The sequence below is a fragment of the Kocuria sp. CPCC 204721 genome, from assembly GCF_040980945.1.
Classification (GTDB): domain Bacteria; phylum Actinomycetota; class Actinomycetes; order Actinomycetales; family Micrococcaceae; genus Kocuria; species Kocuria marina.
The window spans coordinates 1-15369 of record NZ_JAVKPO010000025.1 but is presented as its reverse complement, the minus strand read 5'-3'; the positions used below and the strand labels follow the sequence as shown (position 1 = coordinate 15369).

Sequence of the window (15369 nt, the reverse complement as noted above, 5' to 3'; positions counted from 1 at the left end):
CCGGACGGTTCGAGAGAACCACTCACTGATGAGAACCGCCGGGCCCCACACACCGTTTATCGGACAGTCCCAGGACAGGGGCTCATGGTCCTCGCCGGGATCCTAATAGGCATAATTGCCGGCGCGCTCCCGATCCTCGCGGGCTGACCACCCCACCCCCTAGCCGGTGGGGGGAGGGGCTCAGCGGCCTTCCCGGGCGACCGTATGTCCCCCCGGCCCTTCTGTATCCACAGGTGTAGGGCCGTTTGGGGCGGTTTTTCGGGGCTGTGGGGCCTTTTTGGGGGTGCATTTTTGCCCCTTTTGGGTAGGCCGGCGGGCGCAGGGTGGAGACGTACCCGCCGGACTCGGGCCGCTACATCGCCGTCACTGGGTGCCGGCAGGGTGACTGGTGGCCCAGCCCCGAGCATGGTATGCCTGCTGTAACTTGACGTGAGCTGTTGGAGCAGATGGGAGAGGCCATGTCAGACAAGCCACTTGAGGTCCGCACGGAAGATGGCGCCCCTGGTCAGGGTGAGTTCATCGTCTACCGGACAGATGACGGGCGAACTGAGGTTCAGCTCCGGGCCATCGAAGGAACTGTCTGGATGACGCGAGCGCAGATCGCCGCGCTGTTCGGCACCTCGACCGAGAACATCCGACAGCACCTCAAGAACATCTATGCCGAAGGTGAGATCGCGACTGACGCAACGTCCAAGAAATTCTTGGGTGTTCAAGATGAGGGTGGGCGATCGGTGCGGCGTCAGACCACCCACTACAGCCTCGACGCCATCCTCGCTGTTGGGTATCGCGTCCGATCTGACCGTGGGGTTCAGTTCAGGCAGTGGGCCTCGACGGTACTCCGGGAGTACCTCATCAAGGGGTTCGCGATGAACGACGAGCGTCTCAAGGACCCTGCCGGCCTCGACTACTTCGACGAGCTGCTCGAGCGGATCCGAGACATTCGCGCCTCGGAGAAGCGCTTCTACCAGAAGATCAAGGATGTCTTCACGACGGCCGTGGACTACGAGCCGAGCGACCCGCTGGCGAAGCAGTTCTTCGCCACGGTCCAGAACAAGGTCGTCTACGCCGTCACGGGGCGCACTGCGGCGGAACTGATCCTGGCGAGGGCGGATCCAGCTCAACCCAACATGGGGCTGACCACATGGAGGGGAGGCGTCGTCCGCAAAGGTGACGTGACGATCGCAAAGAACTACCTGACCCACGAAGAAGTCTCTAGCCTCAACCGACTCACGACCATGTTGCTCGACTACGCAGAGGATCGGGCGCGTGGGAGGGAGCAGATGACCATGGCGAACTGGGCCGAGCGCGTAGACAAGTTCCTCGAGTTCAACGAGCGGCAGGTGCTGCCGAACGCTGGCAGCGTGTCCAGGAAGTCGATGGAGACTCAGGTGCACCGCCGCTACGGCGAGTTCGACGAGGCTCGGAAAGCTCAAGAGGTAGAAGTCGCCGAGCGTGAGCATATGGCTGAGTTGGAGCAGATCGCAGAGGTCGCCAAGCGGCCAAATGCCCGCTGACGACACACATCTGTTGCAACAATCCTTGCAACGCCGCCCACGTAGCGAGGTGTCTCAGGGTGCTGTTTCGGCCCGCTGTAGCCGTCCGATCGGCACCATGACGGGCATGTTGGCGCGGTTCCCGGTCGCGGGATGCTGGCAGGCCCCCGGCAGTTCAAATCCCCCATCCTCCGCGCTGTGATCGACGAAATGCGCCCCGTGTCAGCACGGGGCGCATTTCTCGTTTGTGCACTCTGGCCTGTGGGTGTGGGCCCCCCGTCGAACCTCGTGTCGAATTGCTCGTGGAGTAAGAGCAGCCTCGCGTGCGCCAGGCTGCTCTTACTCCACTTAATTTTCACCATCGGAGGTGGGGAGAGAGGGTCCCACCACCCGAGGCGTCAGCGCTTCGGCGTGAACGACGTGGAGCACTTCCACGTGGTCTTGCCCGAGGTGGCGACGACGTCCACGACCACCTTGCGGTTCAGGGTGGCCCGGCCGATCGAGTAGGTCGTCACGGCGGTGCCCTTGGTTGAGGCGACCGCGGTCTTCTTGGTCGTGGTGGTCTTGTACTTGGCCGTGGTGGTGACGTTGGCGCGTGCGCCCACCTGGGAGACCTTCACGGAGGTCTTGGTGTACTGGCGGGGCTGCGTCACGGACATGCTGGCCTTGCACGGCTTGACCACGGCGGCCTCCGCCGGTGCGGAGGAGCCCACGGCAACGGTGCCGGAGGCGAGGAACAATGCGATGAGCCCGGTCGTGACCGAGCGGCGGATGGAGGTTGCGGCGGACATGCGCGGATCCTTCGTTAAGGGTGAGGAACCTCGTGGCGGGCGTGTGATGACAGCTCCGCCGGCCCGTGCGGTACTCACCGATCAAGGGGGTGAGCACATCATAGGAACAGGAATGACCCCTGAGTAATATCCGCCGAATAATTACGATCGCACATGTCTGCGCGGATCCGTCACCGGTTCGCGAGGCCCCGGCACTGGTTGGTCAGCCCGGTCATCTTGCCCTCGACCGCTTGCATGGGGTCGTTGCCGTTCTCGAAGTTGCACAGCACCTGCTTCATGCCGTGCAGGTTACCGCTGAGCTCCTGCGGTGCCGCCGAGCGCGGCCGCGCCACGGCCTCGCGGGCACCCGCGAGATCGTTGCTCACGTTGCCCGGCATGTTGGCCCGGAACGCGTCGATGTGCTCGCACGTCTCGGCGGCCGTGAGCGAACCGGTCACCGCGGCCATCCCGCCGAAGGGGTCGCTGCTGTCCGCGGAGTTCCCCAATCCACCCGTGGCGGCCGGGGAGTCCCGCGCCTCCGAGATCGCAGGGGCTGGCAGCATGACGCCGCCCGGCCGCGTTCGTGCGCAACGGGCCGGGCGGCGTCGTCGTACCGGAAGGGAGGGCTACTTCGTGCCCGCCCGGAACCCGGCGATGAACGGGTCGTGGTCGGAGGAGGCGACCTCGTTCGGGACGTAGTAGTCCAGGGCCGTGGTGCGGTACTGGGCGTACTGCAGCAAGGGCGACTGGCCCGAGTTGATGTTCCACGCGGCCGCGCCGGTCATGCGCTTGGCGAGCGACGGCGAGATCAGCATGTGGTCGAGCGAACCCACCTGGCCCCCGAACACGTACGTGTAGTCGTCCACGGCCGCCCGTGCGTACCCGGCGCGGTAGAACTCCTGCAGGGGGTCCTCCTGCGCGTACGAGTTGAAGTCGCCGAGCACGGTCACATCCTGGGAGCCCGCGGCGGCCGTGAGTTCGGGGATCCAGTCGACGACGGCGCTCGCCTGCGCCACGCGCGACGCGTTCCAGGCACCCTGGCCGTCACCGGTGTCCCGGTTGGGACCGGTGCGGGGAGCGGAGCCCTTGGACTTGAAGTGGTTGACCACCACCGTGGTGGGTGCTGCGCCGTGCTTGCCGCCGCCCTTGGTCGCGGTGAACGTGGCCGCGATCGGGGTGCGCGCGTTCTCGAAGGCGCCGCCGGCCACGGCCTCGGAGCCGAGGGCCCGGGCCTGACCCACCTGCGTGACCTCGCGGGGCTGGTAGATGATCGCGTTGGTGATGAAGTCCTGCTCTGCGACCGGCTGCAGCTCGGAATCCGCCACGGGGACGTGGGCCCACTTGGTGTAGCCGGCCGCCTTGTTCAGCGCCTTGACCAGGGAGGCGAGCGCCTCGTCCTTGGGCTCGCCGAGCTTCGCGGAGTTCTCGACCTCCATGAGCCCGACCACGGAGGCATCCACCTTGTTGATCGCCGAGACCGTCTTGGCCTGCTGGCGCTCGAAGTCCGCGCGGTCGTAGGCCCCGCGCGCGTCACAGCCCTGCGCCACGTTGTACGTGCCGTCCGTGGAGTAGTTCCCGCCGCGGCAGCCCTTGTCCTGCCCCACGGTGGTGAAGTAGTTCAGCACGTTGAAGGACGCGATCCGCACCTGTCCACCCACCCCCGGCTTGGGGTCCGCCGAGCCGGAGAACCGGGCCGGTTCCTTGCCCGGGACCACCGGGGCGGTGGGCTGCAGGCGCCACTTGTCGAAGCGGAAGTCCACGATCACCGGGGCGGTGATCCGCGCGGTGTCGCCCACGGCCACGGGGTTCTCGGGGGTCAGGTACGGGACCTGGCGGGTTTCCTGGGTGGGCGAGGCCGCGAAGCCCCGGTTGGTGCCGTCGTCCAATGTGACCGAGATGGCGTCATTGCGCTGTGCCTGGGCGCGCGCCTCGGGACTGTTCGGGCGTGCCACCTGAGTGGGTTGGGCGGGCAGCTCCTTGCCCGCGGACAGGCCCAGCTCACCGTAGCGGCCCACGCCGTAGGTGTCGGAGACCCGGAACTTCTCCTTGGGCAGGTAGAGCATGGATTCGAGGTTCTCGCGGTTCGCGGCGGTGGACGCCCAGTTGTTCGTCACGGGCTTCACTGCGGGGAGCTCGTCCCGCACCGGAGTGACCTCCACGTTGCCCGCGAGCTGGGTCAGGCCCTTGAACTCCCCGGCCACACCCGTGACCTGTACCCGGTCACCCACGGCGACCGTGGACTGGGTCGCGCCCGTGTACACGAACACGGCGTTCGAGGCCCGGGAGGTGTCCACGTGCCCACCGGTTCCGGGGGTCTGGATCACGAATCCGCCCAGGGTCCCCGGATCACCCGGGTACACGGCGGTGACGACGGAGGGCTCGGTGGTGACCGTCTGGCCCTTCAGGGGCGTCTCGTCCCCGGTGCCCTGGATCTGAGCGATCGACACGGTCCCGGTGGAACCGGAAGGCGCGGGGGTGGCCATCGCGGGTGTTGCGGCCAGGCCGCCGCACAGCAGGAGCGCGCCGGAGGACACGGTCGCGATGCGGGTCCGCAGGCTGAACAGGGGTGATGTCACGGGCATGAGGGGTCTCCAGTCGAGGGTTTGTCGGGTGGGGGATCGGGATCGCACGCCCCGGGGCGGGGTTACGCAAACAGAGGATGCGAAAACAGGGGGGCGGGAACAGGGGGTGCGTGACAGACGGTGACGGAAGCGGGCGGCGCTTCACACGAAGACCCGCAACGCGCCGTCGTGCGAGGATCAGCGCCTGCCCGGGACCTTGACGTCCACCCACACGAGGCGGTGGTCGGAAGTCGGGAATGGGTAGTCACCGGTCAGCTCGGAACCGGGCCGGCCCGGAGCGGGCCAGAAGACACCGGCGTCGAGCAGGGGCAGGTTCTTGGACGGCAACGCGTAGTCCACCCGCAGGTTCCCGGGGGCGGGATCGTCCGAGAAGTCCGCGGTGTCGAGTGCCGGGCGCGTCACGTGCGTCCGGTTGGCGCCGCCCTGGCGCGCGCTCGCCACCACGGCGCCCGTGGACGTGGGCTGCGGATCGCGCACCCGGGAGTTGTCGAGCAGCTGCCGCGCGGCACCCGGGAAGGAATCGCCGTCGTTCGGGTCCGAGTTGTAGTCGCCCACGATCACGAAGCGCTCGCCGCGGGGCAGACCGCCGCGCCGCCCGGCGTCGTCGTAGATGTAGCGCGCCGACTTGGTGCCCGTGACGTAATCGGCCCAGAACCGGATCTCGTCGTTGTTCCGGCGCCCGTTACGGTCCTCGGGGCCGTCGAAGCTGGGCGGCGTGGGGTGCGCGGCCAGCACGTGCACGGTCTTGTGGCCCACGCGCACGGGGACGTCCCAGTGGGACTTGGAGGACAGCCGCAACTGCGCAGCCTGCTCCGGCGTGTAGTAGTCGGTGGGCAGGCGGTTGCCGGGCATGTCCTGCCACCGGAAGTGCTGGAACGTGCGGACCCGATCCCGGGCGATCGGGTACTTGGAGTAGATCACCATGCCGTACTGGCCCGGGAACAACCCGAAGCCCCAGGCGTCGTCCGGTCCGCCCACCGTGCCGTCCTGGTTGAGGTCCAGACCGGACGGCACGCCCGTGTTCACCGGCGCCACGTAGTGGTAGGGGTAGTCCACGGGCGCGTGGCCGTTCTGGCTCACCGCCAGGTAGTTGTCGCGGAACGCCCGCGCGGCGCGTCCGCCCGGGACGTAGTCGAACTCGTTGAGCAGCACGATGTCCGGGTCGTTGACCTGGATGACCTGGGCGATGTTCCGGGCCTGCTGGTTGTCCGGTGTGGACAGGTCCCGCAGCAATTGCCCCTGCTCGCCCCGGTTCAGGGACGCGTTGTACGTGGCCACGCGCAGTCCGTGCTTGTCCCGGCTTTCGTGTCCTTTGGACGACGACGCCGCTCGCGGGCCTTCCCCCGCCGCGGCCGGTGCCACGGTGGTCACGGCGAGGACTCCGGCCAGTGCCGCGGCCGAGACAACAGCGGTACGAGAACGCAGACGCATGGCAAACCTCCAGGTCAGAGCGAGATGACCCGAGGGTAGGGAGGCCGAACGACCAGGTCGTGGCGGGAAAGTGAAGATTTGGTGGTCCGTGCTACGTGCGCCGCGAAGGCTCGTGCGACGGCGCGGTCAGAGCTCCAGGACCCGCGCATGGATCACGGAACGGTGGTGCAGGGCCGTGCGCAGGGCCCGGTGCACACCGTCCTCGAGGTAAAGGGTTCCCCGCCAGGACACCACGTGGGGGAAGAGGTCCCCGTAGAAGGTGCAGTCCGAGTCCAGGAGGGTGGCCAGGTTCAGGGTGGAGGTCGTGGTCACCAGATCCCCCAGGCGGACCTGCTGCGGGGCCACCTTGGACCAGTCGGAGGGCGTGACCAGACCGTGGTCCGGATAGGGGCGATCGTCTCCCACGGCCTTGAAAATCATGGATTCACCCTAAAGCCGTACGCCCCGGTCCGCAGAACCGGGGCGTACGTGGCGGGTAGGTGTCGTCGGCCGGGCTGAAGGCTCCCCGTGCTGCAGCAGGCGGCAGGCGTCTGGGCAAGTCGACCGGACCCGACGGAGGGGCCGGGCTCGGGATCAGGAGACCGCGCTCAGCGCGGGCGGCTGCGAGGGCAGGCGCACGGGGCGGGAGTCGGCGTCGAACTGGGCGCCCAGACCCCGCTGGATGAACCGGACCGTGGCCAGGGTGCGTTCGCGCTGGGCGCGCTCGCTCTGCACCGACTTGCTGCGATCCGCCGTGGAGGTGAGGGAGCCGTGGACCAGGTCGGACAGCTCGTCGGTGTCGCCCTCCGGGAGGTAGCCCTCGTCCATGGCGCGCTGCAGGATGGACGCGAGGAGGGACTGCAGTTGCTGCACGTGCTCGCCGAGCTTGGCGAAGTCCTCCGGGGACAACACGGTGCGCATGGCCTGGCCGGGAGGCAGGTGCCGGCGGCTGAGGTCCTCGATCTGGAACCGCACGTACACGCCCAACTGGTCTACGGGGTTTTCCACCGCGGCGAGTTCTCGATGCAGGTCCGAGACGAAGCGCTCGGTCTTGTCCAGGGCGTAGGCCACGAGCAGTTCGCCCATGTCCGCGAAGTAGTTGTACACCGCGGTGCGCCCCACCCCGGCGGTCTTGGCCACCTGGGTCATGGTCAGATCGGTGAGCCCGTTGCTGTACAGCAGGTCCCCGAACGCGTCGAGAACGGCACGCTGCGTGCGCTCGCGCTGGGCGGCATTACTGGAAGCGGTGATGCGGGGCATGACGACACCTTACCTGATTCTGTCAGCAAAAGGACGGGGCGCTGACGGGCCGTGTGTGTTCTTCCCCCATTCCACCGCATGACCGCGGGGAATGCCCCTTACTTCAGGGCATTCCCCGCGGGCTTTCAGGAACTTCGTCGCCGGTGTTCGGTCAGGCCTCGGCAGCGAGCCCGCCCTGCCACAGGGAGTCGAACGGCAGGTGGGATCCCAGCCGGTGCCGGATGCCGGCGGAGACGAAACTCTTGGCGGTGCGGGCGGCGTCGAGCGGGGAGGCGCCCTTGGCCAGCTCTGCGGTGACGGCCGCGGCCAACGAGCAGCCGGCGCCCGAGACCGGGACCTCGCCCACCTTGGGTTCGGACAGCACCTCAAGCGTGGAGCCGTCGTAGAACACGTCCACGGCGTCCGGGCCGGAGAGCCGCACGCCACCCTTCGCGAGCACGGTGGCCCCGGAGGAGTCGTGGATGCGCTGGGCCGCCTCCTTGAGGTCCTCCACGTCGTTGATCTCCTTCATCCCGGATAGGGACAGGGACTCGAAGTGGTTGGGGGTCACGAACGTGGCCAGGGGCAGCATCTGTGCCTTGAGCGCCTGATCGGTGTCCAGTGCGGCGCCCGGTTCCTGGCCCTTGCAGATCAGCACCGGGTCCAGCACCAGGTGGCGGGGCGCGAGGTCCTTCATGGCCGTGGCGACCGTGTGGATCGTGTCCGGTGAACCCAGCATGCCGATCTTCACAGCGTCCAGGTCGTACGCCGCGGAAATGGTCTGCAGCTGGTTCGCCAGGGTCTGCTGGTCCACGGGCGTGAGGCGGTGGCCCCAGTCGTTCTCGGGATCGAACGCCACGATGCACGTCAGCGCGAGCGATCCGAAGACTCCCAGGGACGTGAAGGTCTTGATGTCCGCGAGCGCCCCGGCGCCGCCGGTGGCCTCGGAGCCCGCGACGGTTATGGCAACGGGCGGTTGGTTACGTGTGGTTTCGCTCATGCACGCTATTGTGCTCCCGCACGGGACGTGCCCGCGACTCGGCGCACCACCCCATTACACTGGGCTCGACGCCGGGTGGCAGACGACGTCCCTGACCCTTCCGTACATCCCAAGGACACCCGTGTCTGACGCCACCCCGCCCCACACTTCCTCCTCCCGCACCGCCGCGCTCGCGCAGGGCGAACGACAGTCCCTCTTCGCGCGCCGCCCCCGGACGTACTTCGACGTGATCCTGGCCGCGTACTGCGTGATCCTGGTGCTCTCCAACATCGGCGCGACCAAGGGCGTGCAGTTCGGCCCCATCATCACGGACGGCGGGTTCTTCCTGTTCCCACTGGCCTACGTGTTGGGGGACGTGGTCTCCGAGGTCTACGGTTTCCGGGCCGCACGCAAGGCGATCATCACGTCCTTCTTCTTCGGGGCGTTCTCCTCCCTGGTATTCTGGATCGTGATCATCCTGCCGCCGGCGCCCTTCTACGAGAACCAGAGCGCGTTCGAGACGGTGCTGGGCCCGGTTCCGCTGATCGTGGCGGGTTCCCTGCTGGGTTACCTGGTGGGTCAGCTGCTCAACGCATACGTGATGGTCAAGGTCAAGGAACGCACCAAGGAGAAGCACCTGTGGGCGCGGCTGATCTCCTCCACCATGGTGGGCGAACTCGTGGACACCGTGATCTTCTGCTCGATCGCCGCTCCCATCATCGGGATCGACTCGTGGTCCGCGTTCTTCAACTACGTCCTGGTGGGCTATGTCTACAAGGTCCTCGTGGAGGTCTTGATCATGCCGGTCACGTACGCGGTGATCGGCTGGATCAAGCGCCGCGAACCCGGCTACGACACGCGCGCCCTCGAGGAGGCGAACGCGCGGTAGCGGGGCGCGAGCGGCGTCGTCGTGCCCCCGGCTCGGGAGCCCACGTAGGCGAGGTGCCCCCGGGTCAGTACCCCAGGTAGGCGAGCTGCGCGGCGATGGAGCGCTCCGCGGCGCGCCGTACCCCGGCGGGGACGTCGGTGTAGACGGCGTCCGTGATCGCCTCGACGCTCGCGTCGCGGCCGAGTCCGGCGACGATCTCCCGCACCTGATCCAGGCGTTCGAGCCGGTGCTCCGTGAGTTCCTCGCACACCTCCTGCAGATCCGGCAGGGGTGCGCCGTGAGCAGGTAGCACCGTGGCGCCCGAGCGTTGCCCGAGCAGTTCGAGGGAGCGCAGATAGTCGCCCAGGGAACCGTCCGGGTGGTCGATCATGGTGGAACCGCGCCCCAGCACGGTGTCCCCGGTGATGACCGTCTCCGGCTCGTCGTGGGGCAACCGGAAGCACACGGAGTCGGAGGTGTGCCCGGGGGTGGCCAGCACGCGGATGCTCACGCCCGCGGCCAGGATGCAGTCGCCGTCCCGCAGGGGCTCGCCGCTGTCCCGGCAGAACTCGGGCAGGGCCGCACGCACGGGCGCACCGGTGATCTCGTGGAGTCGGTCGATGCCGTCCGTGTGATCCCCGTGGCGGTGCGTCACGAGGATCAGCACCACGGTCCCGGTCGCCGCGACCGCCTGCAGGTGCGCCTCGTCCAGGGGTCCGGGATCCACGACGACGACGTCCGGTCCGGGCCACTCGCCCCGGCCCTGCGCGGACGGGTGGTGGCCGTAGTTCGGGTGCTCCGGGCCGTCCCCTGGGGCGGAGAGGATCCACGTGTTGGTGCCGTCGAGGGTCATGGGCCCGGGATTGGGCGCGAGCACCACGCCGGCGCACGCGCTCACGCGGCGCAGGACACCTGGGGTGGCGTGCACGGGCTTGGGGTCGCTCATCGCGGGCCTCCCGTTTCGGAAGGAACAGGGGAGGTCGACGGCGCGCCGTAGTACCTCGCCAGGAAATCGTCACGGTAGTCGAAGTACGTCCCCGCGTCGATGGCGTCCCGCGCGCCGGAGACGAGGTCCAGGATGAAGCGCTCGTTGTGGATGGACGCGAGTGTTGCGGCGTTGCGCTCCTTGGCCTTGAACAGGTGACGCAGGTACGCGCGGGTGTAGTGGGTGCACGTGTAGCACGGGCACGTGTCCGAGATGGGCGTGAAGTCGCGTTTGAAGCGGATGTTCGTGAGGTTGAACCGGCCATCGGGGGAGTAGACGGCCGACGAGCGGGCCACGCGAGTGGGGGAGACGCAGTCGAAGGTGTCCACGCCATTGTCGATCGCGGTGAAGATGTCGTCCGGTTCGGAGATGCCCAGCAGGTGCTTGGGGGTCTCCTCGGGCAGTTCTTCCGTGCACCACCGCACAATGGTCCCCAGCTGACGTTTCTCCAGGGCACCCCCGATCCCGAACCCGTCGAAGCCCATCTCGGCCAGGTCCCGGCAGGCCATGCGCCGTAGGTCTTCGTACTGGGCGCCCTGGATCACCCCGAACAGCGCCTGGTAGGGCTTGTCCGGGCGGGCCTCGGTGAGTCGGCAGTGTTCGGCCACGCAGCGCAGGGCCCACTTGCGGGTGCGTTCCAGGGCGTCCTCCTGGTACTCGCGGGAATCGTGGAGCGTCGTGAGCTCGTCGAACGCGAACATGATGTCCGCGCCGATGTTGTGCTGCACCCGCATGGAGACCTCCGGCGTGAACCGGTGCAGGTCCCCGTTGAGGTAGGAACGGAACCACACGCCGTCGTCGTCCACGCGCGCCATGCGCTTGTGCCCGGGGGCGGGCTGTGCGCCCCCAGGGGACGGTGTGAGCGCGGACATGTCGATGACCTTGCCGAGCCCCGAACCCAGGGACATCACCTGGAACCCGCCCGAATCGGTGAACGTGGGGCCGGGCCAGTTCATGAAGGTGCCCAGCCCGCCGGCGGCGTCCAGGATGTCGTCGCCCGGCTCGAGGAACAGGTGGTACGCGTTGGCCAGCATCGCCTGGGCGCCCTCCGCCGCCATGGACTCCGGGAGCACGGCCTTCACGGCGGCCTGCGTGGCCACCGGGATGAACGCCGGGGTACGGATCGGGCCGTGCGGCGTGGTGATGGTGCCCGTGCGGGCCTGGAACTGGCCGCCATTGTCCCGGATGCGCTGCTGCGGAACGGGAGAATCACGCAGGCGCGTGTGGAGCCGGAAGGTGAACGGGGAGGGGGATTCGGTGCTGGACACCACACCATTGTGCCGGTTGCGCGAAAGCGAGAGACAATGCGGTGTCCCCTCCACCCGATGCCGAAAGAACGAGCGCAATCCGGTGAGTCAGGTCACAGAATTCTTCAGGGCCCCGCCGTCCGTGCCTTCACCTCCATCTACGCGCGCAACGAGCTCATCCGCGCGCGGTTCACGCACCAGACCCAGGCGGGGGTTCTCATCACAGCATGCGTGATGCTCGGTGTGTTGCTGTCCAACCTGGGGGCGTCGGAACCGGTGATGCCCGTCCCGGAACATCATGGGCTGGCCACGGGACAGCTGCGGGCCCACGCCGGTCGGTTTTTCCTGGCCACGGGTGTGGCCGGCATCCTGGGCAGCCTCAGCGGGCTGTCCCCCCAGCTACTGGGCCATGGTCGCGGCGGACACCCAGGCGATCCCGCTCATGCGGCAAGCGGCCAACGGGGGCACGTGACGCCCTCCGGGCAGATCATCCGCTGTTCAGCGGCCCCATCCCGCGTGGGCGATCGCCTGGCGGATGAGGTCCTCGCGTCCGCCCTCGAACTCGTCCTGGACATCCGTGGACAGCGCCTCGTCCGGGGTCATCCACGACAACTGCAGGGCGTCCTGACGGGGCTCGCACTCACCGCGCACGGGGACGATGTAGCTCAGCGCCACCGCGTGCTGCCGGTCGTCGGTCAGCCCGGTCTCGGACGGGGACGGGAAGAACTCGGACACCGCGAACGGGACCGTGGTGGACGGCATCTGCGGCATGGCGAGCGGTCCCAGGTCCTTCTCGAGGTGACGCAGCAGCGCCGCGCGCACCGTCTCGCGGTACATCACGCGTCCCGAGACGAACGTGCGCACCATGCGGCCCTCGTCGTTGGGCGTGAGCAACAACCCGATCTCGGACAGGCACCCGAGCGGGTCCAGGCGCACGGGGATGGCCTGTACGTACACGATCGGCAGGGACGCGCGGGCACGATTGAGGTCGTCCTCGCTGAGCCAGCCAGGGTTGGGGTCCGGGGTGCGTACTGAACTCATGGTTCGTTTCTACCGTCGTGACGCCCCCGCGGGCCAGGAATCTGCGGCGTCAGCGGCCGAGTTCAGCGATCAGCCGAACGCGCGGCGGTTTCCAGTACGGTCCACGCCTGCACCTGCGTGCTGAGTTCCACCGGGGCGCCGGCCCGCTGCGCCTGGTTCGCGTGCTGCGCCGGTTCGGGGGAGAACACCGCGACCGTCTCGCCCACCGTTCGCACCGCGGCGGGCACCGTGAAGTCCTCGTTCGGATCGAATTCCCGACGCCCGTCCCACAGGGCGTCCGCGGTGTCGGTGACGAGCGCGCGGGCGGTGGCCCGAGCGTCGTCGTCCAGCAACGACGACGACGCGGCTTCGCCCAGGTAGCGCACCAGGATGCCCGTGAACAGCCCGGCGTCACCGCCGCCCTGGCCGCGCAACACGGGTGCACCGTGGGGGCCGGGGACCGTGAACTCCCGGGCCGCGCCGTGGACGAGCCGTGCCGCCCGGTCGAGCCACAGTGCGCGCTCGGCGGGGTCCGCGGTGACCTCCGCGAGCTCGAGGGCCGCACCGAGGGCCGGGCCGCTGTTGTAGGTGTAGACGTGCGGGTCCATGGACGTGATCTCCTTCCCGGAGCCCGCCGCGGCCATGCGGATGCCGTCCAGGAACACGCCGCGCTCGGCGTCGAAGAGGGTGTCGAACAACCACGTGAGCAGTGCGCGAGCCTCGGCAGTGCGGTGCATGCGTAGGAATGTCAGCGCCACCGGGGCGGTAGACGCCGTGTTCTTGTAGTCCCGTGTGGTGTTCCACCACGCACCGCCGCCCATGGTGTCGTCGCAACCGGAGGCGAGGCGCGTGGCCAGAGCAGCGCCGTCGTCCTGCACCGCGCGCGATGTGCGGCCCGTGGCGGCGAGGTTCTCGTCACGCAGGCGCCCCAGGGCGAGGGCCAGCCAAGCCATGTCGTCGAAGAACACGTTGTTGGTCACCCGCCCGCCGCTGTGCACGGCGATGCCCCGCAGCAACCGATGCGCGCGGGAGCGGGCCAGCTCAGCGGTGTCCTGGTTGCCGGCGTGGCGCTCGCGGGCCGCGGCGTCCACGAACGCGTCCAGCAAATGGGCCTGCCACCAGTAGTGCCACGGCCCCCGCCACGGGCGCGGGAATGCGACAGCCCCCAGGTACGTGCCCGGCATGCGCAGCGCCCGCGCACCGAACAGGTGGTCCACGGAGTGCGCGGCCTTCGCGGCGCGGTGGGCGGGGGATTCGGACATCGCGGGGCTCCTGGGAGGACGGGTGGGGTGTGTGAGGAGTTTATCGCCCGGTGCTGCTGCGGCTCGCCCGGTGCCCCCGCTGCCTTTTCTGAGTTATCGCAGCTTTTCCCCGTGGTGGGGTGCTTTTACTCCACTAGGAATTCGCGTCGGGGCGTGCGCGGATCCCTGAGCACCTCCCCATACACTCGCGTCATGGGCCCCATCGATTCCCCGACATCTCGCTCTCACCAACGCCGCCTGCCCCGTTGGTTGGTGGTGCTGATGTCCCCTGGGTGTGGTCCTGGTTCTCAGCGTGGCCTCGGCCTGTCGCGGGCAAGGCCCGGACCAGGATGAGCGTGGGGCCCGGCCATTCGAGGTCCTCGTGCTCTTCCAGGGGAAGGAAACCCATCCTGGTGTAGAAGGCCCGGGTCTGGGCATAGGGGGCGTTCTCGAAGGACGGCCCCACCGGGTGCACGGAGAGCAGCGTGCAGCCATCGGCGGACAGATCGTCCACCACCCATTCCACGAGACGCCTGCCAATACCGGTCCCACGCACGTCCGGATGGACGGCCATGAGGTGGATCTCCGCGGATTCGGGGAAGTGGCGTCGGGTGAGAACGACTCCCACGGGCGCTCCGTCATCGAGGGCCATAGGACTTCCGTAGCTGTCATCCGCGGCGTCCGCGGCATAGCCGTCGATGGCTTCGGGAATTCCGAACCACTCCGGGAGTGCTTCGAGGATCCGGCGCACGGCGTTGCCGTCGCGGTGTTCGATGGTGTCGATGGCCACCGGCCAAGCATGGCAGGATGGGCCACCGGTGAACCTCCCTGGGTTAGCTTCCGGAGGTTAGACCGATACCAGCATCTGATTCCGGTTCTCATGGTAGGCCGCCTCCGCTCCTTCTGGTGTGGCGCAGTCCACGGCCTTGCGCAGACGCGCGTTGCCCCACACCGCACCCACTCCACCGTGGCCAGCACGACCGCTGAAACCGAGATATAGGTAGCTGTCGAATAGATCAACTCGGTCTTGCGCCACCTCTTGAGCGCCTCGACCATCGCATAACCGAGGAATTCACCCACCGTTCCTATTAAAGAAACCATTTCTTCGGACTGTACCCCACCATATTTTCGGATCCGCATCCGTTAGGCGTCTTTCCCGAAACCTAACGGATAGCACAATGCCAACACCGCCGCGAGACGCGAACACCTTCGGGCGGCCCTGTGGCCCAACGCCATCCGCACCGCGTGGTCGCTAAAGCTTCGAGAGTACACACTGGACGTGATCCTGATTCTTCTTAGTTAGTGGCAGGATTGGAATCAAACCCAGGATGGTTGACCGTGGAGCCGGCCTCGCACCTGTTGCGGGTACCCGCTCGGAGAAATGGCTGATAGGGGCATAAAAAGGGCTCTTCAGGATCCAGGGTGTAGTCGCGGCCTGAACCCGCCGGTCTCCAGGAGCGATCTGGCGATGTAGTTGGTGAGGTTGCGGAAGCCGAGGGCCAGGCCACGCAGGTGCTCGAGGCGACCGTTCACGG

14 protein-coding genes are annotated in these 15369 nt (G+C 67.9%); 2 read left to right on the top strand and 12 right to left on the bottom strand.

Annotated elements, in window-relative coordinates; translation table 11 throughout:
- Positions 1–458 precede the first annotated feature (458 nt).
- On the top strand, positions 459–1514 hold the full coding sequence (locus RF637_RS13340) for a virulence RhuM family protein (RefSeq protein WP_068469292.1): 1056 nt from the start codon (positions 459–461) through the stop codon (positions 1512–1514).
- Between the two features lie 377 nt (positions 1515–1891).
- Here the strand turns inward: RF637_RS13340 and RF637_RS13335 are convergent, their stop codons facing one another.
- The 7 genes from RF637_RS13335 to RF637_RS13305 all read right to left on the bottom strand — a co-directional run bounded on the left by RF637_RS13335 (position 1892) and on the right by RF637_RS13305 (position 8494).
- A complete protein-coding gene (locus RF637_RS13335) occupies positions 1892–2284 on the bottom strand; it encodes a hypothetical protein (RefSeq protein ID WP_085108731.1) in 393 nt (130 codons plus the stop codon).
- Positions 2285–2454: 170 nt separating this feature from the next.
- Positions 2455–2826, bottom strand: a complete 372-nt coding sequence (locus tag RF637_RS13330) for a hypothetical protein (protein WP_368845096.1) — start codon at positions 2824–2826, stop codon at positions 2455–2457.
- Positions 2827–2889: 63 nt separating this feature from the next.
- On the bottom strand, positions 2890–4845 hold the full coding sequence (locus RF637_RS13325) for an ExeM/NucH family extracellular endonuclease (protein WP_368845095.1): 1956 nt from the start codon (positions 4843–4845) through the stop codon (positions 2890–2892).
- A 177-nt stretch (positions 4846–5022) separates the two neighbouring features.
- Entirely contained in the window at positions 5023–6276 is a 1254-nt protein-coding gene (locus tag RF637_RS13320) for an endonuclease/exonuclease/phosphatase family protein (RefSeq protein ID WP_368845094.1), read from the bottom strand.
- A 126-nt stretch (positions 6277–6402) separates the two neighbouring features.
- Complete coding sequence (locus RF637_RS13315; RefSeq protein WP_098053504.1) at positions 6403–6696, bottom strand: type II toxin-antitoxin system VapB family antitoxin; 294 nt, start codon at positions 6694–6696, stop codon at positions 6403–6405.
- A 153-nt stretch (positions 6697–6849) separates the two neighbouring features.
- On the bottom strand, positions 6850–7515 hold the full coding sequence (locus RF637_RS13310) for a TetR/AcrR family transcriptional regulator (RefSeq protein WP_064846550.1): 666 nt from the start codon (positions 7513–7515) through the stop codon (positions 6850–6852).
- A gap of 151 nt (positions 7516–7666) precedes the next feature.
- A complete protein-coding gene (locus RF637_RS13305; RefSeq protein ID WP_368845093.1) occupies positions 7667–8494 on the bottom strand; it encodes a hydroxymethylpyrimidine/phosphomethylpyrimidine kinase in 828 nt (275 codons plus the stop codon).
- A gap of 226 nt (positions 8495–8720) precedes the next feature.
- Between RF637_RS13305 and RF637_RS13300 the strand changes: the two genes are divergently transcribed.
- Positions 8721–9362 carry a queuosine precursor transporter gene (locus RF637_RS13300; protein ID WP_312795121.1) on the top strand — a complete coding sequence of 214 codons (642 nt, stop codon included), beginning with the start codon at positions 8721–8723 and terminating at the stop codon, positions 9360–9362.
- Between the two features lie 64 nt (positions 9363–9426).
- On the opposite strand, the gene RF637_RS13295 is transcribed toward RF637_RS13300, so the two are convergent.
- The 5 genes from RF637_RS13295 to RF637_RS13275 all read right to left on the bottom strand — a co-directional run bounded on the left by RF637_RS13295 (position 9427) and on the right by RF637_RS13275 (position 14624).
- Complete coding sequence (locus RF637_RS13295) at positions 9427–10287, bottom strand: MBL fold metallo-hydrolase (RefSeq protein ID WP_144932423.1); 861 nt, start codon at positions 10285–10287, stop codon at positions 9427–9429.
- Entirely contained in the window at positions 10284–11594 is a 1311-nt protein-coding gene (gene tgt, locus RF637_RS13290; RefSeq protein WP_144997130.1) for a tRNA guanosine(34) transglycosylase Tgt, read from the bottom strand. Before tgt ends, RF637_RS13295 begins: the two co-directional genes overlap by 4 nt.
- Before the next feature lie 477 nt (positions 11595–12071).
- The gene (locus RF637_RS13285; RefSeq protein WP_085108758.1) at positions 12072–12614 is read right to left on the bottom strand and encodes an NUDIX hydrolase family protein; all 543 of its coding nucleotides are present in this window, start codon (positions 12612–12614) and stop codon (positions 12072–12074) included.
- Between the two features lie 62 nt (positions 12615–12676).
- Complete coding sequence (locus tag RF637_RS13280) at positions 12677–13855, bottom strand: glycoside hydrolase family 76 protein (protein WP_368845092.1); 1179 nt, start codon at positions 13853–13855, stop codon at positions 12677–12679.
- Between the two features lie 190 nt (positions 13856–14045).
- Positions 14046–14624 (bottom strand): GNAT family N-acetyltransferase, encoded by a 579-nt coding sequence (locus RF637_RS13275; RefSeq protein WP_368845091.1) that lies wholly within the window; start codon positions 14622–14624, stop codon positions 14046–14048.
- Positions 14625–15369: the final 745 nt, after the last annotated feature.

Coding starts and splice junctions, on each gene's coding strand:
- RF637_RS13340 (WP_068469292.1), top strand. CDS start 459: ATGTCAGACAAGCCACTTGAGGTCCGCACGGAAGATGGCGCCCCTGGT.
- RF637_RS13335 (WP_085108731.1), bottom strand. CDS start 2,284: ATGTCCGCCGCAACCTCCATCCGCCGCTCGGTCACGACCGGGCTCATC.
- RF637_RS13330 (WP_368845096.1), bottom strand. CDS start 2,826: ATGCTGCCAGCCCCTGCGATCTCGGAGGCGCGGGACTCCCCGGCCGCC.
- RF637_RS13325 (WP_368845095.1), bottom strand. CDS start 4,845: ATGCCCGTGACATCACCCCTGTTCAGCCTGCGGACCCGCATCGCGACC.
- RF637_RS13320 (WP_368845094.1), bottom strand. CDS start 6,276: ATGCGTCTGCGTTCTCGTACCGCTGTTGTCTCGGCCGCGGCACTGGCC.
- RF637_RS13315 (WP_098053504.1), bottom strand. CDS start 6,696: ATGATTTTCAAGGCCGTGGGAGACGATCGCCCCTATCCGGACCACGGT.
- RF637_RS13310 (WP_064846550.1), bottom strand. CDS start 7,515: ATGCCCCGCATCACCGCTTCCAGTAATGCCGCCCAGCGCGAGCGCACG.
- RF637_RS13305 (WP_368845093.1), bottom strand. CDS start 8,494: ATGAGCGAAACCACACGTAACCAACCGCCCGTTGCCATAACCGTCGCG.
- RF637_RS13295 (WP_144932423.1), bottom strand. CDS start 10,287: ATGAGCGACCCCAAGCCCGTGCACGCCACCCCAGGTGTCCTGCGCCGC.
- RF637_RS13285 (WP_085108758.1), bottom strand. CDS start 12,614: ATGAGTTCAGTACGCACCCCGGACCCCAACCCTGGCTGGCTCAGCGAG.
- RF637_RS13280 (WP_368845092.1), bottom strand. CDS start 13,855: ATGTCCGAATCCCCCGCCCACCGCGCCGCGAAGGCCGCGCACTCCGTG.